The 22,799-nt window shown below is 72.7% G+C and carries 22 protein-coding genes; 13 read left to right on the top strand and 9 right to left on the bottom strand.

Going from position 1 to position 22,799, the window contains the following annotated elements; translation table 11 throughout:
* Positions 1–38: 38 nt before the first annotated feature.
* Both QRY02_RS14735 and QRY02_RS14730 read right to left on the bottom strand, forming a co-directional pair.
* Positions 39–1,670 carry an ABC-F family ATP-binding cassette domain-containing protein gene (locus QRY02_RS14735; RefSeq protein ID WP_285992084.1) on the bottom strand — a complete coding sequence of 544 codons (1,632 nt, stop codon included), beginning with the start codon at positions 1,668–1,670 and terminating at the stop codon, positions 39–41.
* Positions 1,671–1,826: 156 nt separating this feature from the next.
* A complete protein-coding gene (locus QRY02_RS14730) occupies positions 1,827–2,303 on the bottom strand; it encodes a MarR family winged helix-turn-helix transcriptional regulator (RefSeq protein WP_285993838.1) in 477 nt (158 codons plus the stop codon).
* A 145-nt stretch (positions 2,304–2,448) separates the two neighbouring features.
* On the opposite strand from QRY02_RS14730, the gene QRY02_RS14725 reads away from it, so the two are divergent.
* Together QRY02_RS14725 and QRY02_RS14720 are read left to right on the top strand one after the other, a co-directional pair.
* A complete protein-coding gene (locus tag QRY02_RS14725; RefSeq protein WP_285992083.1) occupies positions 2,449–3,036 on the top strand; it encodes an ArsR/SmtB family transcription factor in 588 nt (195 codons plus the stop codon).
* Positions 3,033–4,271: an MFS transporter gene (locus QRY02_RS14720; RefSeq protein WP_285992082.1), complete on the top strand. Its 1,239-nt coding sequence runs from the start codon at positions 3,033–3,035 to the stop codon at positions 4,269–4,271. The genes QRY02_RS14725 and QRY02_RS14720 overlap by 4 nt, the downstream gene beginning before the upstream one ends.
* On the opposite strand, the gene QRY02_RS14715 is transcribed toward QRY02_RS14720, so the two are convergent.
* Positions 4,175–5,563, bottom strand: a complete 1,389-nt coding sequence (locus QRY02_RS14715; protein WP_285992081.1) for a serine hydrolase — start codon at positions 5,561–5,563, stop codon at positions 4,175–4,177. The two genes, QRY02_RS14720 and QRY02_RS14715, sit on opposite strands and share 97 nt — an antisense overlap.
* On the bottom strand, positions 5,560–5,832 hold the full coding sequence (locus tag QRY02_RS14710) for a hypothetical protein (protein WP_285992080.1): 273 nt from the start codon (positions 5,830–5,832) through the stop codon (positions 5,560–5,562). The genes QRY02_RS14715 and QRY02_RS14710 overlap by 4 nt, the downstream gene beginning before the upstream one ends.
* Positions 5,833–5,978: 146 nt before the next feature.
* Here QRY02_RS14710 and QRY02_RS14700 point away from each other — a divergent pair, with 146 nt between their 5' ends.
* Entirely contained in the window at positions 5,979–6,902 is a 924-nt protein-coding gene (locus tag QRY02_RS14700; protein WP_502874204.1) for a GbsR/MarR family transcriptional regulator, read from the top strand.
* A gap of 31 nt (positions 6,903–6,933) precedes the next feature.
* Positions 6,934–7,767 carry a metallophosphoesterase family protein gene (locus QRY02_RS14695; protein WP_285992079.1) on the top strand — a complete coding sequence of 278 codons (834 nt, stop codon included), beginning with the start codon at positions 6,934–6,936 and terminating at the stop codon, positions 7,765–7,767.
* On the opposite strand, the gene QRY02_RS14690 is transcribed toward QRY02_RS14695, so the two are convergent.
* A complete protein-coding gene (locus tag QRY02_RS14690; protein WP_285992078.1) occupies positions 7,762–8,307 on the bottom strand; it encodes a CGNR zinc finger domain-containing protein in 546 nt (181 codons plus the stop codon). The genes QRY02_RS14695 and QRY02_RS14690 overlap by 6 nt on opposite strands.
* A 38-nt stretch (positions 8,308–8,345) precedes the next feature.
* On the opposite strand from QRY02_RS14690, the gene QRY02_RS14685 reads away from it, so the two are divergent.
* Complete coding sequence (locus tag QRY02_RS14685) at positions 8,346–9,290, top strand: phosphotriesterase family protein (RefSeq protein WP_285992077.1); 945 nt, start codon at positions 8,346–8,348, stop codon at positions 9,288–9,290.
* Between the two features lies 1 nt (position 9,291).
* Here the strand turns inward: QRY02_RS14685 and QRY02_RS14680 are convergent, their stop codons facing one another.
* Positions 9,292–10,197 (bottom strand): PAC2 family protein, encoded by a 906-nt coding sequence (locus tag QRY02_RS14680; protein ID WP_285992076.1) that lies wholly within the window; start codon positions 10,195–10,197, stop codon positions 9,292–9,294.
* A 38-nt stretch (positions 10,198–10,235) separates the two neighbouring features.
* Between QRY02_RS14680 and metH the strand changes: the two genes are divergently transcribed.
* The 6 genes from metH to hisG all read left to right on the top strand — a co-directional run bounded on the left by metH (position 10,236) and on the right by hisG (position 17,769).
* On the top strand, positions 10,236–13,790 hold the full coding sequence (gene metH, locus QRY02_RS14675) for a methionine synthase (RefSeq protein WP_285992075.1): 3,555 nt from the start codon (positions 10,236–10,238) through the stop codon (positions 13,788–13,790).
* A gap of 42 nt (positions 13,791–13,832) precedes the next feature.
* A complete protein-coding gene (locus QRY02_RS14670; protein ID WP_502874253.1) occupies positions 13,833–14,465 on the top strand; it encodes an HAD family hydrolase in 633 nt (210 codons plus the stop codon).
* A gap of 59 nt (positions 14,466–14,524) precedes the next feature.
* A complete protein-coding gene (locus QRY02_RS14665) occupies positions 14,525–15,988 on the top strand; it encodes an AlkA N-terminal domain-containing protein (protein ID WP_285992073.1) in 1,464 nt (487 codons plus the stop codon).
* A 17-nt stretch (positions 15,989–16,005) separates the two neighbouring features.
* Positions 16,006–16,491: a methylated-DNA--[protein]-cysteine S-methyltransferase gene (locus QRY02_RS14660; RefSeq protein WP_285992072.1), complete on the top strand. Its 486-nt coding sequence runs from the start codon at positions 16,006–16,008 to the stop codon at positions 16,489–16,491.
* 121 nt (positions 16,492–16,612) lie between these two features.
* The gene (locus QRY02_RS14655) at positions 16,613–16,876 is read left to right on the top strand and encodes a phosphoribosyl-ATP diphosphatase (protein WP_086681128.1); all 264 of its coding nucleotides are present in this window, start codon (positions 16,613–16,615) and stop codon (positions 16,874–16,876) included.
* Between the two features lie 47 nt (positions 16,877–16,923).
* Complete coding sequence (gene hisG / locus QRY02_RS14650; RefSeq protein WP_285992071.1) at positions 16,924–17,769, top strand: ATP phosphoribosyltransferase; 846 nt, start codon at positions 16,924–16,926, stop codon at positions 17,767–17,769.
* A 52-nt stretch (positions 17,770–17,821) separates the two neighbouring features.
* Here hisG and QRY02_RS14645 read toward each other — a convergent pair whose 3' ends face one another.
* The 3 genes from QRY02_RS14645 to QRY02_RS14635 form a co-directional block, all read right to left on the bottom strand.
* Entirely contained in the window at positions 17,822–18,757 is a 936-nt protein-coding gene (locus QRY02_RS14645) for a ParA family protein (RefSeq protein WP_285992070.1), read from the bottom strand.
* A gap of 64 nt (positions 18,758–18,821) precedes the next feature.
* On the bottom strand, positions 18,822–19,613 hold the full coding sequence (locus tag QRY02_RS14640; RefSeq protein WP_285992069.1) for a thioesterase family protein: 792 nt from the start codon (positions 19,611–19,613) through the stop codon (positions 18,822–18,824).
* Entirely contained in the window at positions 19,613–20,509 is an 897-nt protein-coding gene (locus QRY02_RS14635; protein ID WP_285992068.1) for a RecB family exonuclease, read from the bottom strand. The genes QRY02_RS14640 and QRY02_RS14635 overlap by 1 nt, the downstream gene beginning before the upstream one ends.
* Before the next feature lie 221 nt (positions 20,510–20,730).
* Between QRY02_RS14635 and QRY02_RS14630 the strand changes: the two genes are divergently transcribed.
* Both QRY02_RS14630 and QRY02_RS14625 read left to right on the top strand, forming a co-directional pair.
* A complete protein-coding gene (locus tag QRY02_RS14630; protein ID WP_285992067.1) occupies positions 20,731–21,882 on the top strand; it encodes a M50 family metallopeptidase in 1,152 nt (383 codons plus the stop codon).
* A gap of 68 nt (positions 21,883–21,950) precedes the next feature.
* Positions 21,951–22,781, top strand: coding sequence for a tRNA (adenine-N1)-methyltransferase (locus QRY02_RS14625; RefSeq protein WP_285992066.1), 831 nt, complete (start codon positions 21,951–21,953; stop codon positions 22,779–22,781).
* Positions 22,782–22,799 lie beyond the last annotated feature (18 nt).

Raw genomic sequence — 22,799 nt, 5'->3', positions numbered from 1 at the left:
GCCCGGTGCACCACCGGGCCCCTCGTGCGTATAACGGCCTATACCGCCACTGGCCGCCCGGCGGCCAGTTCCAGGCGGTCGCCCGCCCAATCCCGGCGCAGCCACCGGTCGTGGGACGCGATGACGACCGCGCCCGGCGCGGTTTCCAGCGCCGCGAACAGTTCTTCCGCCAGGGTCAGCGAAATGTGGTTCGTCGGCTCGTCCAGCAGCAGGACGTCCGGCGGGTCGGCGAGCAGGATCGCCAAGGCCAGCCGCCGCCGCTGGCCGACCGACAGCGCGCCCACCGGCTGCCGCAGATCCCGGGACGCCAGCAGGCCCAGCCGGCTCAGCGGGGGAGCGTCCTCGCCGAGTGCGTCCCGGTACACCCGGGCCGCGTTCCGTTCCGGCTCGGCGAACACGACGTCCTGCTCCAGCAGCCCGACCCGCACGCCGTGTCCGAACAGGACCGTCCCGGCCGCGGGCGCGAGCCGGCCGGCCAGCACCGAAAGCAGCGTCGACTTCCCGGCTCCGTTCCCGCCGGTGACGAGCAGCCGGGCCGAACCGCCGACGTCCAGCCGGGGCAGCGACAACCGTCCCGGCACTTCGAGCGAGCGCGCCGAGATCGCCGGGCCGTCGCCGGTCGCGCGGGCGGTGAGGTCCGCCTTGAACCGCAACGGCGCCGGGGGCTTGCGGACCTGGTCGCGTTCCAGGTTCTCCAGGCGCTGCTCGGCGTCGCGCACCCGGCGCGAGATCGTCTTCTGGACGCGAGCGCCCTTGAACGCGTGGATGAACTTGTCGTTGTCGCGCGGGCCGCGGCCGTAGGCGACGTTGCGCGCGGTGACCGCGACGGTTTCCCGCAGCTCCTTCAGTTCCTCCTGCTCCTCGGCGTAGCGCTGCTCCCAGCGAGCCCGCTCGGCCTTCTTGTGGCCGAGGTAGCCGGTGTAGCTGCCGCCGTAGCGGATCGCGCCGCCGGCCTGCCGGTCGGCCGCGGCCGGGTCGAGGTCGACGATGTCGGTGCAGACGGCGTCGAGGAACACCCGGTCGTGCGAGGACAGCACCACGATCCCGGTCAGCTCGATGAGGTGCCGTTCCAGGAACGCCATCGCCGCGTCGTCGAGGTGGTTGGTCGGCTCGTCGAGCAGGAGCGTCTCCGGTTGCCGGATCAGCAGCGCGGCCAGGCCGAGCCGCGAGCGCTGCCCGCCCGACAGCGTGCCGAGCCGCCGGTCCGGTGCGACGCCGCCGAGGCCGAGCCCGTCGCAGACGAGCTTGGCGCGGCGGTCGGCGTCCCAGAGGTCGTGGGCCTGGGCCCACTCCAGCACCCGGCCGTACTCCTCGAGCACGCCTTCGTCGTCGGGCCGGTCGGTCATGGCCGTGGTCAGCTCGTCGAGGCGGGCCGCGGCGGCCCGGATCTCGGCGAGCGCGCCGTCGAGCACGTCGGCGAAGGTCGCGTCCGGGGGATGCGGCAGTTCCTGCAGCAGGAACCCGACGTCCGGGCCGCGGAGCACCTCGCCTGAGCGCGGTTCCTCGAGCCCGGCGAGCAGGCGCAGCAGGGTGGACTTGCCGGTGCCGTTTTCACCGACGAGGCCGAGCCGCTGCCCGGCCGACGCGGTGAGGGAGACGCCGTCGAGGACGACGCGGGTGCCGTAGCCGAAGACGACGTCCTTGGCCTGCAACGGAAAGAGGGTAGACACAGGTGATCACCGGGCCCTGGGGGAAGAAAGCGGAGATCCCGGCCGGGCGTCGTGGCACGCGGGAGCGTCGGCTCGACCGGGTGCCGCCTCAAGCGGGATGGGCGCGGTTCAGTTCCTCATAGTGGAACCAGGTTAACGCAACATCAGTAGAGTTAGTCAACCGGTTATGGCCTGGGTCACATCCGGCAGGTCCGCCGTCGACCGTTCCGCCGCCGCGGTGCCGTCGGTGAGGAACTCGAGCAGGGCGGTCAGCTGACGGCGGTCGAAGCGGGCGAGACGTTCGCCGACGAACCGCGCCATCGGCGCGTACAGCTCGGCGAGTTCGGCCATCCGGTCGGGGAGCGGCCGCACGACGAGCCGGCGCCGGTCGGCGGGATCGGGGGCGCGTTCGGCGAGCCGGTGCCGTTCCATCCGGTCGAGCAGCCGGGTGAACGCGCCCGTGCTCATCCCGAGCAGCCGGGCGAGTTCGGTCGGGGAGTCGCTGACGCCGCCGTGGAGCAGGTGCAGGCAGTGCAGCTCGGTCGGGGTGACGGCCATCCGCTCGGCGACCGCGGCGTGGAAGAGCGCGGTCGAGCCCACGAACCGGGGGAGGGCGAGGGCGGCGGCGGTGGCGAGTTCGCGCTGGTCGGGCAACGTCCATCCAAGGTCGGTCACGACGCAGTCACTGCTTCGTGCAGTCACTGCCCCGCGAACGATAGCGGAGCCGGTTGACAATCCCGCGGGCGGGACGAACTATGAAAGAAGACTTTCGAAACTGTTCTTTCAGATTGGACGACCGATGGCCGGGCTGCCGCCGCGCAAGCGGATCGAAGACGTCGAGCTGCTGCGGGCGCTGGCGCACCCGCTGCGGTCGGCGCTGCTGAACCACCTGACCGCCGTCGGCCCGCGCACCGCGAGCGAGTGCGCCGAGGCGGTCGGCTCGACGGCGTCCAACTGCAGCTGGCACCTGCGGCAGCTCGCGCAGTACGGCCTGGTGGAGCGGGCCGACGCCGAGGACGGCCGGGAACGGCCGTGGCGCGCCCGGCAGGTCGGGCTGGACATCGGCCGGTTCGCCGACGACCCGGCCCGCCGGGCCGCCCAGCTGGGCGTCGTGGGCGCGAGCCTGGGCCACGAGCAGGAGCTGACCCAGCGCTACCTGGACTCCCTCGACGACCTCGACCCGGCCTGGGTCGCGGCGTCGGGGCTCTCGACGTACGCGCTGCGCGTCACGCCGGAAGAGCTGACCCGGCTGAGCGACGCGATCGACGCGCTGGTCCGGCCCTACGTCGGCGCGATCCGGCCGGACGCCCCGGCGAACGCGCGCCCGGTGCACGTCAGCCTCCGGGCGTTCCCGCGCATCGAACACTCGGGGAAGGCGGAGGAATGAAGCAGCTGCTGGGGGTTCCGGCGTTCGCCCGGCTGTGGGTGGCCGCGTTCTTCGGCGAGACGGCCGAGTGGATGCTGCAGGTCGCGTTGCCGATCTACGTCTTCCAGCGCACCGGCTCCGCCACGACGACGGCGCTGAGCATCGTGCTCGGCCTGCTGCCCGCGGTGCTGCTGAGCCCGGTGGCCGGCGTCGTCGCCGACCGGTGGAACCGCCGCGCGGTGCTGTTCGGGGTCTGCTGCGGGCTCGCCGTCGTGGCGCTCCCGCTGCTGGCCGAGCCCGGCGTCACCGTGGTGTACGCGGTGATGGCCGCGCAGGCGGCGCTGGCGTCGGTGTTCGAACCCGCGCGCAACGCGCTGGTGCCGGAGCTCGTCGGCGTCGCGGAGGTGACCCCGGCGAACGGCCTGATGAGCGTGAACGGCAGCGTCGCCCGGCTGGCCGGCGGCTGGGCCGGCGGGGCGCTGCTGGGCTTCGGCGGGCTCGCCGACGTCATCGCCGGTTATCTGGCCGTGCTCGTGGTCGCCGCGGCCCTGCTGGCCAAGCCGTTCCGCCGGGCCGCCGCGCCCACGCCGGTCGCCGTGCGGGAACCGGTGGTGCGGGCCTGGCTCGACGGCCTGCGCGAGCTGACGCACAACCGGCGCCTGTGGCGCACCGGGTTCGCGCTCGTGCTCACCTCCGTGGCCCAGGGCATGTTCCTGGTGCTGTTCGTGGTCTACGTGCTGAACGTCCTGGGCGGCAGCGAAGCCGACGCGGGCCTGTTGCGCGGGGTGCAGGCGATCGGCGGGCTGGCCGCCGGCTTCGCCGTCGCCACCGTGGCCCGGCGGGTCGCGCCGGCCGCCCTGCTCGGCTGGGGCTCCCTCGGGCTGGGCCTGCTGTCCGCGGTGATCTGGAACCTGGCCCCGGTGACGACGGCGCTGGGCGTGTACGCCGGGTTGTTCGCCCTGGCCGGCGCCCCGGGTGTGGTCGTCGGCGCCGGGATGCTCTCGGAGATCCAGAGCGCGGTCGCCCCCGAACGGACGGGGCGCGTGCTGAGCACGACGTTCGCCGCGATGGCCACCTGCACGACGGTCGGTGCGCTGCTGGCCGGGGCGCTGGTGGCGACGGCCGGGACGGCGCTGCTGCTGAACGTCCAAGCCGCCGTCTACGTCTTCGCCGGGGTGCTGATACTGCTCCCGCGCCGGGGGTGGACCCGGCAGTTGGTGTGGAGGAACCGGGCCGCCCCCTCGGTGAAGTCGTAGATCGCCACCGTCTGCGTGTCTTCGAGCGGATCGGCCGACGGCATCAGGAAATGCGTCGGGCTCACCGGCAGCAGCTCGTGCGTCAGGCGAGCGGGCTTGCCCAGGAACTCCGCCTGCATCGGGTCGAGGTCCAGCGTCAGGCGCAGCGCGCCGCCCTCGGCGGACACCTCGTACCGGGCGCCGGGCCGCTCGTAGACCCCTTCGTACCTCGGCAGGTCGAGCTTCAGGGCCGGGTCCGGCTCCGGCAGTTCCGGGGGGACCGCCGTGCCGAGGTCGCCCAGGATCTCGGTGAACACCTTGCGCGCGAAGGTTTCCCGCGGGCCGCCGTTGGTCAGCACGGCGACGGCGGTGTTCGAGTCCGGCAGGATCCGCAGCCGGGCGTTCTGGCCGATCGTGCTGCCGTCGGTGGCGTAGACGGTTTCGCCGTGCCAGTCGCAGACGATCAGGCCGAGTGCCCACGCCGGCCCGAACAGGTACGGGTCCGGGACCGGCACCCGCGACCGCATCATCTCCCGGACGCTCGCGGCGGAGACGATCCGCCTGCCGTCCGGCGCGAGACCCTCGTGGAGCAGGACGTGCGCCATCGTGAGCACGTCGTGGATCGTCGACGTGATGCCGCCGCCGGGGCCGAACTCCCGGGGGAGGTAGGCCATCGGCGTGACGATGGGGCCTTCGGCGAGGGACCGGATCAGGTGCCCGGTCGCGGCCCGCGTCCCGTCCACCTGTTCGGGGCGGCTGTTCGTGCCGGTCAGGGCCAGGGGAGTGAAGAGCCGGTCCCGCAGGACGTCGTCCCAGCGCTTGCCGTCGAGGACCTCCGTGATCCGGGCGAGGATCGCGTACCCCAGCGCCGCGCTGTAGCCGTGCGTGTGGCCCAGCGGGAAGACCTGTGGTGCGTCGGCGATGTTCTCGACCATGCGCTCGTGGATGTCGTCGTCTTCGCCGGGGTCGCCGAAGGCTTCTTCGATGCCGTTGGTGTGGTTGAGCAGGTGCCGCGCGGTGAGCTTCGCGGTCGTTTCCGGATCGGCCACCCTGAACTCGGGCAGGTAGGTCCGGATCGGCTCGTCCAGGTCGGCCTTGCCCTCGTCGACCAGCTGCAGGAAGACCAGCGCGGTCCACGTCTTCGTCATGGAGCCGCACTGGTAGACCGTGTCCGGGGTCGCCGGTTCGGCGGTTTCGACGTCCCTGATGCCGACGGCGAACCCGGTGATCACGCCGTCGTGGAGCACGCCGACCGCGGCGCTCGGGATGCCGTACTCAGCCAGCAGAGCCGACACCCGGTCCCGGATCGTCATCGGGGGAGCCCCACCGCGTTCGCGGCGTCCGCTTCGAAGTACTCGGTCGAGGCGTGGGCGCCGGCGTGGGCCTCGAAGAACTCCCGCACGCGATCGACGGAGTCGTGGGCGATGACGTTCACCGCCCGGGTGCCGTCCGTGCTCGCCACCGCCAGCTTCCACACCGCGCCCGGCGGAAGCCGGCCGTGGGCCTTCTTCAAGCCGTTCCAGAACTTGCTCCCGTCCGAGACGGCCGAGATGGCCAGCACGTGCGTCTTGTCTTTCGTCATGCGGAAAAGCTACGTTGCGTTTCAAGCGGTCTCAACGTAAACGACGCCGCAGCCCTGGTGGAAAGACCGATCATTGCACCAGAACTGCGGACGAACGCAACGAGCCGTTGCACTGTGGTGTGGGTGAACGCACGGAGGAGAACCGGGTGCCCGGAGGCAGGCTGACCCTCGACGACCGCCGCCGCATCGCGGGCTGGCTCGACGGCGGGCTCGGGTACGCCGAGATCGGACGGCGGCTGGGCCGCCCCACGTCCACGATCAGCCGGGAGGTGGCCCGCAACAGCACGTCCGGCGAGTACCGGCCCGGCCACGCGCAGGAGGCCGCCGTCCACCGCGCCCGCCGCCGCCGGCCGCCGCGACCGGGCGAGCCGCCCGAAGAGCCCGCCGAGGTGGTGCGGGGCTTCGTGAACGAGTTCGCGGCCCTGCTGGCCGCGACCGGCCTGCCCCGGATGACCGCCCGCGTGTTCGTCTGCCTGCTCACCGCCGACGCCGGCGGGCTGACCGCCGCCGACCTGGTGGCACTGCTGCGGGTCAGCCCGGCTTCGGTGTCCAAGTCCATCGGCTCCCTGGAGGCGATGGAGCTGGTCGAGCGCCGGCCGGACCCGGGCGGGCGCCGCGAGCGCTACACGATCGACGACGACGTCTGGCTCCGGGCCTGGCAGGCCGACACCGGGGCGCACGGGCGGATCGCGGCCGTCGCGCGGCGGGGCATCGGGATCTTCGGGCCGGACACGACCGCCGGCACCCGGCTCGCGAGCATGGGCCGGTTCTTCGGACGGCTCAGCGAGCAGATGGACGGCAGCACCCTGGCGGAGGAGGCCGGCTACGACGCCCTGACCGTGGTCGCCGCGCTGGTGCACGCCCGCCGGCCGCTGACCGTGGCCGAGCTGGCCACCGCGCTCGGCTGGCCCCGGGACCGGGCGGTGGCCGCCGTGGACGCGCTCCGGCGCCGTCCGGCCATCGCCGATCCCCTCGCCCTGCACGACGCCGGCTCCGGGACGGTCACCGTCACGGCGAGGCCGGATCGCCTGAGCCCGGTCCAGCGCGAAGGGATCGCAGGTTTCGCGTAGCTTCCCCGGCCGCGGTGGTTACGGTGGAGGGGTGCCGCACCTCTTCGCCACCAGCGACCTCCACGTGACCCACGAGGGCAACGGCCCGATCCTCGACTCGGTCGTCCCGGAAACCCCCGAAGACTGGCTGCTCGTCGCCGGCGACGTCGCCGAGCTGGCCGAAGCCACCATCGGGACGCTGAAGACCCTGCGCAGCCGGTTCGCGAAGGTCGTCTGGGTGCCGGGCAACCACGAGCTGTGGACGACGAAGAACGACGACTGCCAGCTGCGGGGCCAGGCCCGGTACGAGTACCTCGTCGAACAGTGCCGCGAGATCGGCGTGCTGACGCCGGAGGACGAGTTCCCGGTCTGGCGGCACGGTCCGCGGCCGCTGACGATCGCGCCGTTGTTCCTGCTCTACGACTACAGCTGGCGGACCCCGGAGGCGGAGGGCAAGTCCCTGGAGGAGGCCCTGCGCCAGGCGCGCGAGGCCGGGGTGGTCTGCACGGACGAGTACTTCCTGCACCCGGACCCGTACCCCAGCCGCCAGGCGTGGTGCGCGGACCGGCTGAAGATCAGCACCGAGCGCCTCGACGCGATCCCCGGGGACCACGGCACGATCCTGATGTCGCACTGGCCGCTGCACCGCCACCCGACGGCGCCGCTGTACTGGCCGGAGTTCGCGCTCTGGTGCGGCACGACCAAGACGGCGGACTGGCACGTCCGCTACCGCGCGGAGATCGCCGTCTACGGCCACCTGCACATCCCCCGCAGCACCGAGGCCGACGGCGTCCGGTTCGAAGAGGTCTCGCTGGGCTATCCGCGCGAGTGGCGGAAGCGGGCGCGGGGCGCGGTGCCGATGCGCCGGATCCTCTGGCCGTCATGATTCCCCGCGCCGCCGCTCCCTGAGCGCCCGGACCCGGCCCCGGCTGGCGCAGGCCGGGGAAGGACACCAGCGCCGCCGCCCGCCCGGGTCGGCGAAGACACCCCGGCAGTCCTCCTCCGGGCAGACCCGCAGCTCGTGCCGCAGGGGCCCGGTGAGCCAGTCCGCGGCTTGGCAGGCCAGCCTGCCGAGCGCGTCGGCGGCGGTCGCGGGGGCGCTCCGCCGGAGCCGGTCGAGCGCGGCGAGGTGGACCGGCTCGGTCTTGAGGAAGGCCGTCAGCGGGCGCACCTGGCCGGCTCCGGGCGGAACGCCGTCGACCACGCCCAGCGCGAGGTCCCGGAGGGCTTCGCGGAGCCGGTGGGCCGCGCGCACATCGGCGTACGTGACGGGGGTGAGCGGGGTCAGCTCGACCTGGGCGAACCAGTCGCGCAGCCGCTCCACCGTCTGGATCCGCTCGACCGGCTGGGCCCCGAAGTGGCGGCCGCGGGTGGCCAGGAGGTTCAGCCAGGGTGCGCCCATGTCGAGGCGGAAGTCTTCGGACACCTCGCCATCGTAACGCTTGAGGCGTTACACTCGCCGTCGTGACTGGGGAACCCAAGGTCCGCACGGTGCTGGGTGACATCGATCCGGCCGAACTGGGCGTGACGAACTCGCACGACCACCTCTTCTTCGCCTCGAAGCTGCTGCCGGACCAGGAGCTCGACGACCCGACGCGCGCGATCCACGAGCTCCTCAGCTTCCAGGGGGCGGGCGGGGCGGCCGTCGTGCAGTGGACCCCGTTCGGCCTCGGTCGCCAGACGCACAAGCTGGCCTGGATGGCCGAAGAGCTGGGGATGCACGTGGTGGCGGCCACCGGCCTCCACCGGGCCGCGCACTACTCACCGACCGTGCTGACCAAGGTGATCGACGACCTGGTCCGGGTCTTCGTCGACGACCTGGTCGAGGGCACTCCGCCGACGGACCGCCCCTACGACCCGCGGACCGGGCCGCGTGCCGGGCTGATCAAGGTCGCCGGCGGCTACCACGGTGTCGACTCCCACGCGCGGCTGACGTTGACCGCCGCCGCGGTGGCACACGACGAGACCGGTGCGCCGATCGCCGTGCACCTGGAACTGGGCACCGCGGGTCTCGAAGTCGTCGACCTGTTGTGCCAGAAAATGAGCGTGCCACCCGAACGGGTGATCCTCGGCCACCTCAACCGCAACCCGGACCCGATGGTCCAGCGCGAGATCGCCGAAACCGGCGTGTTCCTGGCCTTCGACGGCCCGTCCCGTGCCAACCACGCCACCGACCCGCGGCTCTTCGACGGTCTCCAAGCGCTCGTCGAGGCCGGTCACGGCGGCCAGATCCTGCTCGGCGGCGACACGACGACGGCCGCGGCCCGCTACGTCGCCGAAGGCCCGGGGATGCGTTACCTGCTCACCACGCTCGCGCCGCGGCTGACCAAGCAGCTCGGCGGCGACGTCGTCACCGCCATGCTGGTGGCGAACCCCGCGCGGGCGTTCGCCACCAGCTGGCTCAAGTGACTCAGCGCAGGCCGAAGCCTTCCTGTCCGCCGCCCCGGCCGCGGCGGCGCAGGTAGCGCTCGAACTCGGCGGCGATCTTGTCACCGCTGACGTCCTGCTCCGCGACCTCGGTCTGCGCGTCACCGCGCTCTTCGAGGCTGCGGACGTACTCGCTGATCTCCTCGTCTTCGTCGGCCATCTCGCTGACCGTGCGCTGCCACTCCTCGGACTGCTCGGGCAGCGCGCCCAGCGGGATCTCGACGTCGAGGATGTCCTCCAGCTTGTGCAGCAGCGCCAGCGTCGCCTTCGGGGACGGCGGGTGCGACACGTAGTGCGGCACCGCGGCCCAGATCGAGACGGCCGGGATGCCCGCCTGCACGCAGTAGTCCTGCAGGATGCCGACGATGCCGGTCGGGCCCTGGTAGTTGTTCAGGTCGAGGCCGTACAGGGACGCGGTGTCCTTGTCGTACGCCGTCCCGGTCACCGGGACCGGGCGGGTGTGCGCGGTGTCGGCGAGCAGCGCCCCCAACGTCACCACCGTCGCGACGTCCAGCTGCTTGATGTGGTCGAGCAGCTCGGCGCAGAAGGCGCGCCAGCGCATGTTCGGCTCGGGGCCCTGCACGAGGACGACGTCCCGGTCGAACCCGTCCGGGCGGCACACGGACAGCGTCGTGGTCGGCCAGTCCACCCGTCGAGTGACGCCGTCCACCATCCGGACGGTCGGGCGGCTGACCTGGAAGTCGTAGTAGTCGTCGGGCTCCAGCTCGGCCAGCGGCGTGGCGTCCCAGTTCAGCTGCAGGTGCTCGACCGCCCGGCTGGCCGCGTCACCTGCGTCGTTCCAGCCTTCGAAGGCGACCACCATCAAAGGCCGGGTGGGTTCGGTGCGGTCGCCGGGCGGCCGCGGGGTCTCGTCGACGGGCTCACTCACCGGACCAGCCTACGACCACCGGCCTTACCCTGTTCAGCATGTCCGACCGCCTGTCGTCGCCCTTCCTCGAAGCCCTTCGCTCGCGCGTTCTGGTGGCCGACGGCGCGATGGGCACCGCCCTGCAGGCCCACGACCTCAGCCTGGCCGATTTCGACGGCCTCGAAGGCTGCAACGAGATCCTCAACGTCACCCGGCCGGACGTGGTCCGCTCGGTGCACCGGGGCTACCTGGAGGCGGGCGCGGACGCCGTCGAGACGAACACTTTCGGGGCCAATTTCGCCAACTTCGCCGAGTACGACATCACCGGGCGGATCTTCGAGCTCGCCGAGGCCGGCGCCCGGCTGGCCCGCGAGACCGCCGACGACTTCGCGACGCCGGACCGCCCGCGGTTCGTGCTCGGCTCGGTCGGGCCGGGCACGAAGCTCCCGACGCTCGGCCACGCGCCGTTCACCACGCTGCGGGACGCCTACCGCGAAGAGGTCCGGGGCCTGCTGGCCGGCGGCGCCGACGCGGTGATCGTCGAGACCACCCAGGACATCCTCCAGACGAAGGCGTCGATCATCGGCGCGAAGCGGGCGATGGCCGCCGAGGGCCGGCACGTGCCGATCCTCGCTTCGATCACCGTCGAAACCACCGGCACCATGCTGCTCGGCACCGAGGTCGGCGCGGCGCTGGCCGCCCTGGAGCCGCTCGGCATCGACGTCATCGGGCTCAACTGCGCCACCGGGCCGGCCGAGATGAGCGAGCACCTGCGGCAGCTGGCCAAGCACGCCCGGGTGCCGCTGTCGGTGATGCCCAACGCCGGCCTGCCGGAGCTCGGCCCGGACGGCGCGGTCTACCCGCTCGGCCCGGAGGCCCTGGTCGAGGCGCTGACCGGGTTCGTCCGCGAGTTCGGCGTCGGCCTGGTCGGCGGCTGCTGCGGCACCACCGACGAGCACATCCGGCAGCTCGCCGCGGCGGTCTCCGAGACGAAACCGGTCCCGCGGCGGCCGCGGCCCGAGCCGGGCGTGTCGTCGCTCTACCAGGCGGTGCCGTTCAAGCAGGACGCCAGCGTGCTGATGATCGGCGAGCGGACCAACGCCAACGGCTCGAAGGCGTTCCGCACCGCGATGCTGGAGGGCCGCTGGGACGACTGCGTCGAGATCGCCCGCGAACAGACCCGCGACGGCGCCCACCTGCTGGACCTGTGCGTCGACTACGTCGGCCGCGACGGCACCGCGGACATGGCCGAGCTGGCCGGGCGCCTGGCCACCGCGTCCACCCTGCCGATCATGCTCGACTCCACCGAGGTCGCGGTGCTGAAGGCGGGGCTGCAGCGGCTCGGCGGCCGCTGCGCGGTCAACTCCGTCAACTACGAGGACGGCGACGGCCCGGAGTCCCGGTTCACCCAGGTCATGGACCTGGTCGGCGAGTACGGCGCCGCCGTCGTCGCCCTGACCATCGACGAGGAAGGCCAGGCGCGCACCGCGACGAAGAAGGCCGACATCGCCACCCGGCTGATCGACGACATCACCGGCAAGTGGGGGCTGCGGACTTCCGACGTCATCATCGATGCGCTGACCTTCACCATCGCCACCGGCCAGGAGGAGTCGCGCCGCGACGGCGTCGAAACGATCGAAGCCATCCGCGAGATCAAACGCCGCCACCCCGAGGTCCAGACCACGCTCGGCCTGTCCAACATCTCCTTCGGGCTGAACCCGGCGGCGCGCCAGGTGCTCAACTCGGTGTTCCTGCACGAATGCGTCCAAGCCGGCCTGGACACCGCGATCGTGCACGCGTCGAAGATCCTCCCGATGGCCCGGATCCCGGACGACCAGCGCGCGATCGCCCTGGACCTCGTCTACGACCGCCGTCGCGAAGGCTACGACCCGCTGCAGGAGCTGATGGCCCTGTTCGAGGGTGTCAGCGCGGCGTCGTCCAAGGCTTCGCGCGCCGAAGAGCTGGCCGCCCTGCCGCTGTTCGAACGCCTCGAACGCCGGATCGTCGACGGCGAACGCAACGGACTCGCCGACGACCTCGACGCGGCCCTGGAACAGCGGCCCGCCCTGCAGATCATCAACGACACGCTGCTGTCCGGCATGAAGACCGTCGGCGAGCTGTTCGGGTCCGGGCAGATGCAGCTGCCCTTCGTGCTGCAGTCGGCCGAGGTGATGAAGGCCGCCGTCGCCCACCTCGAACCGCACATGGAGACCGGCGACGACTCCGGCAAGGGCCGGATCGTGCTGGCCACCGTGCGCGGCGACGTGCACGACATCGGCAAGAACCTCGTCGACATCATCCTGTCCAACAACGGCTACGAGGTGGTCAACCTCGGCATCAAGCAGCCGATCACGACCATCCTCGACGCGGCCGAGGAAAACGGCGCCGACGCCATCGGGATGTCCGGGCTGCTGGTCAAGTCGACGGTGATCATGAAGGAGAACCTCCAGGAGATGAACTCCCGGGGCGTCTGGGCGCGCTGGCCGGTGCTGCTCGGCGGCGCGGCGCTGACCCGGTCCTACGTGGAGAACGACCTGAGCGAGCTGTACCTCGGCGACGTCCGCTACGCCCGGGACGCGTTCGAAGGCTTGCGGCTGATGGACGCGATCATGGCCGCCAAGCGCGGGGAGTCGCCGCTGGTGGACGCCGACGCGGAGAAGAAGCGCCGAGAGCGCAGGGAACGCCGCGAACGCTCGCTGCGGATCGCCGAGGCGCGCAAAGCCCGCAAGGCCGACGAGGAAGCCCTCGAAGGGCCGCCGCCCGCGCGCTCGGACGTCGCCACCGACGTCCCGCTGCCGGCGCCGCCCTTCTGGGGCTCGCGGGTGGTCAAGGGCGTCGCGCTCGCCGACTACGCCGCCATGCTCGACGAGCGGGCGACCTTCATGGGGCAGTGGGGGCTCAAGGGCGCCCGCGGCGGCGCCGGGCCGACCTACGACGAACTCGTCGAGTCCGAAGGCCGGCCGCGGCTGCGGTACTGGCTCGACCGGTTGACCGCCGACGGCGTCCTGGCGCACGCGGCCGTCGTCTACGGCTACTTCCCGTGCGTCGCCGAGGGCGACGACCTCGTCGTGCTCACCGAACCCGAGCCGGGCGCACCGGAGCGGCTGCGCTTCACCTTCCCGCGCCAGCGCCGCGACCGGCGGCTCTGCCTGGCCGACTTCTACCGCCCACGGGAGACGGGCGAAGTCGACGTCGTGCCCTTCACCGTCGTCACCATGGGCCAGCCGATCGCCGACTACGCGAACGAGCTGTTCGCCGCCGACGCCTACCGCGACTACCTCGAAGTCCACGGCCTCGGCGTCCAGCTCACCGAGGCGCTGGCCGAGTACTGGCACTGCCGCATCCGGGCCGAGCTCACCCTGCCCGGCGGTGTGGCGGTCGCCTCAGAGGACCCCGACGACGTCGAGGACTTCTTCAAGCTCGGCTACCGTGGGGCGAGGTTCTCCCTGGGCTACGGCGCCTGTCCCGACCTCGAAGACCGGGCGAAGATCGTCGCCCTCCTCGAACCGGGCCGGATCGGCGTGAAGCTGTCCGAGGAGTACCAGCTGCACCCCGAGCAGTCGACCGACGCGATCGTCTGCCACCACCCGGAAGCCAAGTACTTCAACACCTGAGGAGACTCCACTGTGGACGGACTCGTGGCCGTGCTGTGGGACATGGACGGCACGCTCGTCGATTCCGAAAAGCTGTGGGACGTCGCGCTGTACGAGACGGCGGAATCACTCGGCGGCAAGCTTTCCGAGCAACAGCGGATGACGCTCGTCGGGTCCAACATGGACGATACGTCGGCGTACCTCCTCGAAGTGGTCGGCCTTCCGGTGACGCCCGAGGCGATCGCGTCGACCGGCGAGGAAATCCGCCGTCGCACGGCGGGGTTGTTCGACGACGAGCTGCCGTGGCGCCCGGGCGCGCGTGAGGCGTTGACGGCGGTGCGCGAAGCCGGTTTGCGGTCGGCGCTGGTCACCTCCACCGAGCGCGACCTGACCGAGCTCGCGCTGAACACGATCGGCCGGGACTTCTTCGACGTCACCGTGTGCGGCGACGAGGTCGAAGGTCTGAACAAGCCGCACCCGCGCCCGTACCTCAAGGCGGCCGAGCTGCTCGGTGCCGACCCGGCGCGCTGCGTCGCGGTCGAGGACTCCCCGCCGGGCACGGCGTCGGCGGTCGCCGCGGGCTGCACGGTGCTGGTCATCCCGAACGACGTCGAGGTCGAGGCGGGGGAGCGGCGGGTGTTCCGCGACTCGCTCGTCGGCATCGACGTGCCGGCGCTGGCGGCCCTGCTCGGCTGACCACGACCACGTCGCTTTTCCGCTAGCCCGGGGTGGCTCGGGTCCGCGATGCTGAAGCGGTGCATGAGGACTTCGAGCGGTGCGTGCGGGCCGTGCAGGCGAAGGACGCCCGGTTCGACGGGTGGTTCTACTGCGCGGTGCTGACGACCCGGATCTACTGCCGGCCCAGCTGCCCGGTCGTGCCGCCCAAGCGGCAGAACATGAGCTTCCACCCGAGCGCCGCGGCCGCCCAGCAGGCCGGGTTCCGGGCGTGCAAGCGCTGCCGTCCCGACGCCAGTCCCGGCTCGCCGCTGTGGAACGAGCGCGCCGACCTGGTGGCGCGCGCGATGCGGCTGATCGCGGACGGCGTCGTCGACACCGAAGGCGTCCGCGGCCTCGCCGCCCGCCTCGGCTACAGCGTCCGGCAGGTCGAACGCCAGGTGTTCGCCGAACTCGGCGCCGGTCCGCTGGCTCTGGCCCGGGCCCAGCGCGCGCAGACCGCCCGCACCCTGATCGAGACGACCAAGCTGCCGATGACCGAGCTGGCCCTGGCCGCCGGGTTCGGCAGCATCCGGACGTTCAACGACACCGTCCGCGAGGTGTTCGCCCTCTCACCGACGGAGCTGCGCAGCCGCGCGAAGAGCACGCCGCAGGCCGCCGCCGGAGCGCTCGTGCTGCGGCTGCCCTACCGGAAGCCGCTGTGCCCGGACAACCTCTTCGGGCACCTGGTGGCGACCGGCGTGCCGGGCGTGGAGGAGTGGCGGGACGGCGCCTACCGGCGGACGCTGCGGCTGCCGCACGGCCACGGCGTCGTCGCGCTGCGGCCGGAGAACGGCCACATCGCCTGCCGGCTCACCCTCGCCGACCTCCGGGACCTGCCCGCCGCCACCAGCCGGTGCCGCCGGCTGCTCGACCTCGACGCCGACCCGGTCGCCGTCGACGACCAGCTCGCCACCGACCCGCTGCTCGCCCCGCTCGTCGCGGCCGCGCCCGGCCGCCGGGTCCCGCGCACCACCGACGGCGCCGAGTTCGCCGTGCGGGCCGTGCTGGGCCAGCAGGTCTCGACTGCGGCGGCGCGCACCCACGCGGCCCGGCTCGTCGTCGCGCACGGCGAGCCGGTCGACGACCCCGGAGGCGGCCTCACCCACCTGTTCCCCTCGCCCGAGGCACTCGCTTCGCTGGACCCCGAGACGCTGGCCATGCCGCGCAGCCGCCGTCGCACGCTGCTCGGGCTGGTCTCGGCGTTGACCGACGGCCTGGACCTCAGCGCGGGCAGCGACTGGGAGGCGGCCCGGGCCGCGCTGGGCGCGTTGCCCGGCTTCGGGCCGTGGACGGTCGAAACCGTCGCGATGCGCGCTCTCGGCGACCCGGACGCCTTCCTCCCCACCGATCTCGGCATCAAGTACGCGGCGGAAGCCCTCGGGCTCGGCGGCCCGGCGGCCGTCGTCGCCCGGTCCGCGGCGTGGCGCCCCTGGCGCGCCTACGCCACCCAGCACCTGTGGGCCACCGGAGACCACGCGATCAACCGGATGCCCGCGGCATGAAACCGACAGGAGAAGAAATGCGCACCCACGCCGTCGTCGACAGCCCGTGCGGCCCGTTGACGCTGGTCGCCGAGGGCGCCGCGCTCTGCGGCCTCTACATGGTCGACCAGCGCCACCGCCCGGACGAGCTGACCTTCGGCTCGCACGACCCGAGCGCGGAGGTCTTCGACCGCGCCGAAACCGAGCTGAAGGAGTACTTCGCCGGGCAGCGCCACGAGTTCGAAGTGCCGCTCACTTTCGTGGGCACGCCGTTCCAGCAGGCGGTCTGGGCCCAGCTGCGCAAGATCCCGTACGGCACGACGATCTCCTACGGGCAGCTCGCCGACCGGCTGGGCAACCCCGCGGCGTCGCGGGCGGTCGGGCTGGCCAACGGCAAGAACCCGATCGGCATCATCGTCCCGTGCCACCGGGTGGTCGGCTCCACCGGCTCGCTCACCGGCTACGGCGGCGGCCTCGAGCGCAAGCGGTACCTGCTGGACTTCGAGCAGGGCGCGCTCTTCTGAGTTCCGTTGCGGGGGTTGCTCCCAGCCCGTGGGAATCGGTGTCCACGGCAGTGTGAGATCGGCAGCACCCACGGCGGGGCGGGGCGGCGCCGCGGGGTCCGGGATGGAAGGATTCCGGACCGTGAAGACCTTCGATGAGCTGTTCGCGGAGCTTGCCGAGCGCGCGCGTACCCGTCCCGACGGGTCCGGCACCGTCGTCGCCCTCGACGCCGGGGTGCACGCCCAGGGCAAGAAGGTGCTCGAGGAAGCCGGCGAGGTGTGGATCGCCGCCGAGCACGAGTCCGACGACCGCCTCGCCGAGGAGATCTCCCAGCTGCTGTACCGGGTACAGGTGCTGATGCTCGGGCGCGGGCTGTCGACCGAGGACGTCTACCGCTACCTGTGACGGGGTCGCCCGGTGCTGGACCGGGCGCGGAACGAGGAGAGAAGCGAATGCTGCGTGTTGCCGTGCCGAACAAGGGAGCCCTCGCCGCCGCGGCGACGGAGATGCTCGGCGAGGCGGGCTACCGCAAGCGGCATGAGCAGCGCGACCTGACGGTGCTCGACCCGGTGAACGAGGTCGAGTTCTTCTTCCTGCGGCCCAAGGACATCGCCATCTACGTCGGCTCCGGCGACCTCGACCTCGGCATCACCGGCCGTGACCTCGCGCTCGACTCGGGCGCCCCGGTGGAGGAGGTCCAGGCGCTGGGCTTCGGCGGCTCGACGTTCCGCTACGCGGCCCCGGCCGGCCGGGACTGGAAGCCGGCGGACCTGCACGGCAAGCGGCTGGCGACGTCGTACCCGCGGCTGGTCCGCGACGACCTCGCCCGCCACGGCGTCGAGGCCGAGGTGATCCGCCTCGACGGCGCGGTGGAGATCTCGATCCAGCTCGGCGTGGCGGACGCGATCGCGGACGTCGTCGAGTCGGGCCGGTCGCTGCGGCAGAACAACCTGGTGGCGTTCGGCGACCCGATCTGCGTGTCGGAAGCCGTGCTGCTGCAGCGCCGGGGCAGCGAGGAGAGCAAGGCGAAGTCGCAGCTGGCCGCGCGCCTGCGCGGGGTCGTGTTCGCGCAGCAGTACATGATGCTCGACTACGACTGCCCGCGGACGCTGGTGGAGCGCGCGATCGCGATCACGCCCGGCCTGGAGTCGCCGACGGTGGCGCCGCTGGCCGACGACGACTGGGTCGCCGTCCGCGCGATGGTGTCGCGCAAGAAGGTCAACTTCGTCATGGACGAGCTCGCCGAGGTGGGCGCCAAGGCGATCCTGGCGTCGGACATCCGGTCCTGCCGGCTCTGAAGCCCGGCCGTCCGGGCGGGCGGGAAACCGCTTCCCGCCCGCCCGGACCGGGTCAGCGTGGGCGGTTGGGCTTCTTCGGCAGCAGGTCGTAGAGGCCCTTGCGGGCGCCGTTGTCGTTGACGTTGCGGGCCACCGCGACCTCCGAGATGAAGTCCTCGAAGACGAACTCCTCGTCGGCCGGGACCACCGCCGGCGCGGCGTTCTGCGCCAGGTGGCTGTCCAGCGTTTCCGCGATCTCGCGGAAGGACAGCGCCTGCAACGTCTCCGGCGCGTACGTCGTCACCGGCACGCCGTGCGCCGCCGCCTCGTTCATCACCACGCCCAGCGGCAGGTGCGACAGCATCGGGATGCCGAAGTCGTACATCTCCTGCAGCGCCGCGGCCGCGTAGTGCGAGATCGGCCGCCGGTACAGGCTCGGCACCAGGCCGAACCACGACAGGGGCTGCCGCCCGACGGTCTGCTCGACGTAGCGGACCTGGTCGGCGAGCAGCCGCAGGGCGCGGATGCTGGTCTTGTCCGGCTGGACCGGGACCAGGATGCCGTGCGACGCCGCCAGCGCGTTGTTCGTCAGCACGTCCAGCGCGGGCGGGCAGTCGATGACGCAGTGGTCGTAGTTGGCGAACTGGATGACCCGCGCGAGCTGCCAGCCGGGGACGCGGAACGAGTCGAGCCGACGGATCAGGTCGAACATCCCCGGTGACGTCGGCACGACGTCGAGCGCGCCGCCGCGGCCGAGGTTGCTGCGCGGGTGCGGGACCACGAGCTCCTCGATCGGGCCCTTCCACGTCTTGGCCAGCGCCTTCGCCAGGCTCGGCCGGTCCGAGGGGACTTCGGAGAGCCCGAGCATCTCGGTCGTCGCGTGGCCCTGCGGGTCGAGGTCGACCAGAAGCACCCGGCGGCCCTTCTCGGCCAGTGCGGCCGCGGTGCCGACGCTCAGTGAGGTCTTGCCGACCCCGCCTTTCTGGTTGACCACCGAGGTGATCTGCATGCCGGAGCGCTCCTCAAGTCGGTCGTTCCGCGAAGGTTATTGGATGCGGGCCCGTTGTGGGTGGCTATCCGCCCCCGGCCTGTCGCGGCCGGACCATCAGGGCCTGCGCGCCGGTGGCCACCGGGCCGTCGCCGTCGTGCAGGATGCTGGTCGCCGTGCCGATGCCGTGCCGGCCGACCAGCGTGACCGCGTCGAGGCCGATCCACTCGCCGGCCGGCGTCCGCCGCAGGTGCACCGTGAGTTCCGAGTTGATGAACCACCACTTCCGCGGGTCGAGGTAGTTGGACACGCCGTTGCCGGAGTCGGCCACGGCGAACAGCCGCTGCAGGCCGCTCGGTTCCTCGCCGTCGACCAGCGGGACGCGCTGGCGGGCCCACACGGCGGCCGGGCCGGGCACGTCCATGCCGCCGCGCACCGCGCGCCACTCGACCGCGTCCAGGTAGCCGGCCTGCCAGCCCTCCGGCCAGGGCGACTCCTCGACACTGCCGGCCCCGGGCAGGAGCGGGCCGGCGTCGGTGCCGATTTCCGCCGTGTCGGACGTCGCGATGCGCCACGCCGACGCCCGGGCGACGACGCGCTCGGCGATCGCCAGCTCGGCCTGCAGCAGTTCGACCGACCGGCCGGGCCGCTCGATCCGGGCCCGCACGGTGAGCTCGGCGACCGGTGCCGGGCCGAGGATCTCGACGGTCACGCGGGCGAGTTCGGCCGGATGGGTGGTTTCGACGGTTTCGAGGGCCCGGACGAGCAACGCCGACGGCGGGCCGAAGTGCTGGGCGTCCGGGGTCCACGGCCCGGCCGTGTGCCCGGTCGCGGAGAACCGGCCGTCGCCGAGCGGGACGTAGAAGGCGTCGGCCATCAGTCGGCCCGGTCCAGCGGCGTCTCGTCGCCCGCGTCGGGTTCCGGCCAGCCGGGGTATTCGGGTGGGGTGCCGCCGTACTCGGGGCAGTGCGCCTGGTGGTCGCACCAGTTGCACAGCTTGCTCTTGTTCGCCCGGAAGTCGCCGGTCTTGCCCGCCTTGAGGATGGCCTGCCAGATGGCTTCCAGCGTGCGTTCGAAGCGCAGCAGCTCGGCTTCGTCGGGGGTGTAGGCGAGCGACTGGCCGTCGGTGAGGTACATGAGCTTGAGCTGGCGCGGGACGATCCCGCGCAGCCGCCACAGGACCACGGCGTAGAACTTCATCTGGAACATCGCCTTGGCCTCGCCGATCTCGCGCGGCGCGGCACCGGTCTTGTAGTCGACGACCCGGATCTCACCGGTCGGCGCGACGTCGAGCCGGTCGATGTAGCCGCGCAGCAGCACGCCGGAGCCGAGCTCGATCTCGACGTGCAGCTCGCAGGCCTCGGGTTCCAGCCGCCGCGGGTCTTCCAGTTCGAAGTAGGCGTCCAGCAGCTTTTCCGCCGACCGGAGCCAGTCCGCGTGGTCGTCGGGCTTTCCGCCGTCGAACAGTTCGGTCCACTCCGGACGGTCCGCGGACAGCTCGCTCCACGCCGGACCGAGCAGCTCGCGGGCCCGCGGCGGGACGCGCTCGGCGGCCGGCAGGGCGAAGAGCCGCTCCAGGACGGAGTGGACGAGCGTGCCGCGCAGCTGGGCCTTCGTCGGGACTTCCGGCAGCCGGTCGACCGCGCGGAACCGGTAGAGCAGCGGGCACTGCTTGAAGTCGCTGGCCCGTGACGGCGACAACGCGGGCCGCCGCCGCACCTCGGTGGCGACGGCGGCTGGGGTGTCGGTGGTCACGGTGTCGGCGTCGGGCATGGGCAGAGCGTAACGCCGGGGTCCGACAGTTCCGGCGACCGCAACGCCCGCCGCCCCCACCCGGAACGGACGACACGCGTACCTGCACGGACGACACGCGTACCGGGATGGACGACACGACCGGCCGCCGTGTCGGCCGCCGGGGTACGCGTGTCGTCCGGGGCGACACCGGTGGGGGCCGGATCACCCGGGACCCACACCCGGGGCTCTAGGCTCTCCGCATGGCCGCGACCAGTGAGCAGGGCACCGGGGGCACCCGGCAGGCCGTCCGCTCGGACGGCGGCCTCGTGCTGTTCCGGGTCGCCGGGGTGCCGGTGCTGCTCGCGCCGTCCTGGTGGGTCGGCTCGCTGATCGTCGTCGTGCTCTACGCGCCGCTGGTCGGGCGGCTGCTCCCGGACGCCTCGGCGACGACGTCGTGGCTGCTGGCCGGCGCGTTCGCGCTGCTGCTGGGCCTGTCCGTGCTCGCGCACGAGCTCGGGCACTGCCTGGTCGCGCTGCGGCTGGGGATCCCCGTGCGGCGGCTGCGGCTGTTCCTCCTCGGCGGACTGTCCGAAGTGGCCCGCACCCCGAAGCGCCCGAGCGACGAAGGCCTGGTCGCCGCGGCCGGTCCCGCCGTGTCCCTGCTGCTCGGCGGCTTCTGCGGGCTGCTGATGTTCGCCGTGCCGCCGGACGGCGCGGTCTGGCTCCTGGTGGCCGAGTGCGCGGTGGCGAACCTCGCCGTCGGCGTGTTCAACCTGCTGCCCGGGCTGCCCCTGGACGGCGGCCGGCTGGTCCGCGCCGGGGTCTGGGCGGCCACCGGCATCCGTGCCAAGGGCACGCGCGCGGCGGTCGCCGGCGGCGCGGTCGTGGCCGCCGGGTTGCTGGTCTGGGCCTTGTGGGGCCTGGCGACCGCGAGCCCGGACCGCTGGCTGCGGCTGGGCGTCTGCGTCGTCACGGCGTGGTTCGTGATCCTCGGCGCGCGCTCGGAGCTGGCCGCCGAAGCCCGCCGCACGTGGCCCGAAGGCCTGGTCCTCGGCGAGCTGGTCCGGCCGGTGCTGCAGCTGCCCGCCGAAAGCCCGGTATCGGACGCGCTGGCCGCGTCGGCCGGCCGGGGCGTGGTCCTGGTCCGCGCCGACGGCGTGGCGGCCGGGCTCCTGGACGTGGGCGCGGCGGAGCGGCTCGCGAGCTCCTCGCCGCACGCCCCGGCCGAGTTCGCCGCCGAACCGATCCGGGCCGAGACCGTGCTGCTGGCGTCGGAGCCGGGGGAGGACGTCGTCGAGCGGGTCCGCGAAACCGCGGCGTGGCAGTTCCTCGTGGTCGACGACGAGGGCCGCCCGGCGGGCGTGCTGCGCCGGGACGACCTGCGGGCCGCGCTGAACCGCCGTACCCGCTGAGCCCGGCGCCCGCGCGGCCTGCGAAGATCTGGTGTCGGCCAAACGGGTTACAGGCGCAGGAGGAAGTGTTGTCGGTCAGCGGACCGTTTAGCGCGGGTGATCGGGTGCAGTTGACCGACTCGAAGGGGCGGCACTACACCCTGACGCTGGCCGCCGGTGGTGAGTACCACACCCACCGCGGCGCCCTGGCCCACGACGACCTCATCGGCCGTCCCGAAGGGTCGGTGGTCACGTCCGCGGGCGGGTCGACGTACCTCGCGCTGCGCCCCCTGCTGCCGGACTACGTCCTTTCGATGCCCCGCGGCGCGCAGGTGATCTACCCGAAGGACGCGGCGCAGATCGTGATGTGGGGCGACATCTTCCCCGGCGCGCGCGTGCTGGAGGCGGGCGCCGGTTCCGGCGCGCTGACGTGTTCGCTGCTGCGCGCGGTCGGCCCGGCCGGGCAGGTGCACTCCTACGAGATCCGCGACGACCACGCCGAACACGCCGAGCGGAACGTGGTGAAGTTCTTCGGCGAGAAGCCGGCCAACTGGTCGCTCACGGTGGCCGACCTGGCCTCGCACGAGGGCGAGGTCGACCGCGTCGTGCTGGACATGCTGGCGCCGTGGGACCAGCTGCCCAACGTGGCCGCCCACCTCGTGCCGGGCGGGGTGCTGACGGTCTACGTCGCGACGGTGACGCAGCTTTCGCGCGTCACGGAGTCACTGCGCGAGCAGCAGTGCTGGACCGAGCCCGAGTCGTGGGAGACGCTGATGCGCTCGTGGCACGTGGTGGGCCTGGCGGTCCGCCCGGACCACCGCATGGTGGCGCACACGGCGTTCCTGCTCACGGCCCGCCGGCTGGCGGACGGCACCGTGTCCCCGCGGGTCTCGCGGCGGCCGAGCAAGGGCAAGGGCTGAGGTAGAGCCGCGCCGGAA

The organism is Amycolatopsis sp. DG1A-15b (assembly GCF_030285645.1).
In the GTDB taxonomy this organism is placed as follows: Bacteria; Actinomycetota; Actinomycetes; order Mycobacteriales; family Pseudonocardiaceae; genus Amycolatopsis.
This window is presented reverse-complemented; position numbering and strand designations above follow the sequence as displayed.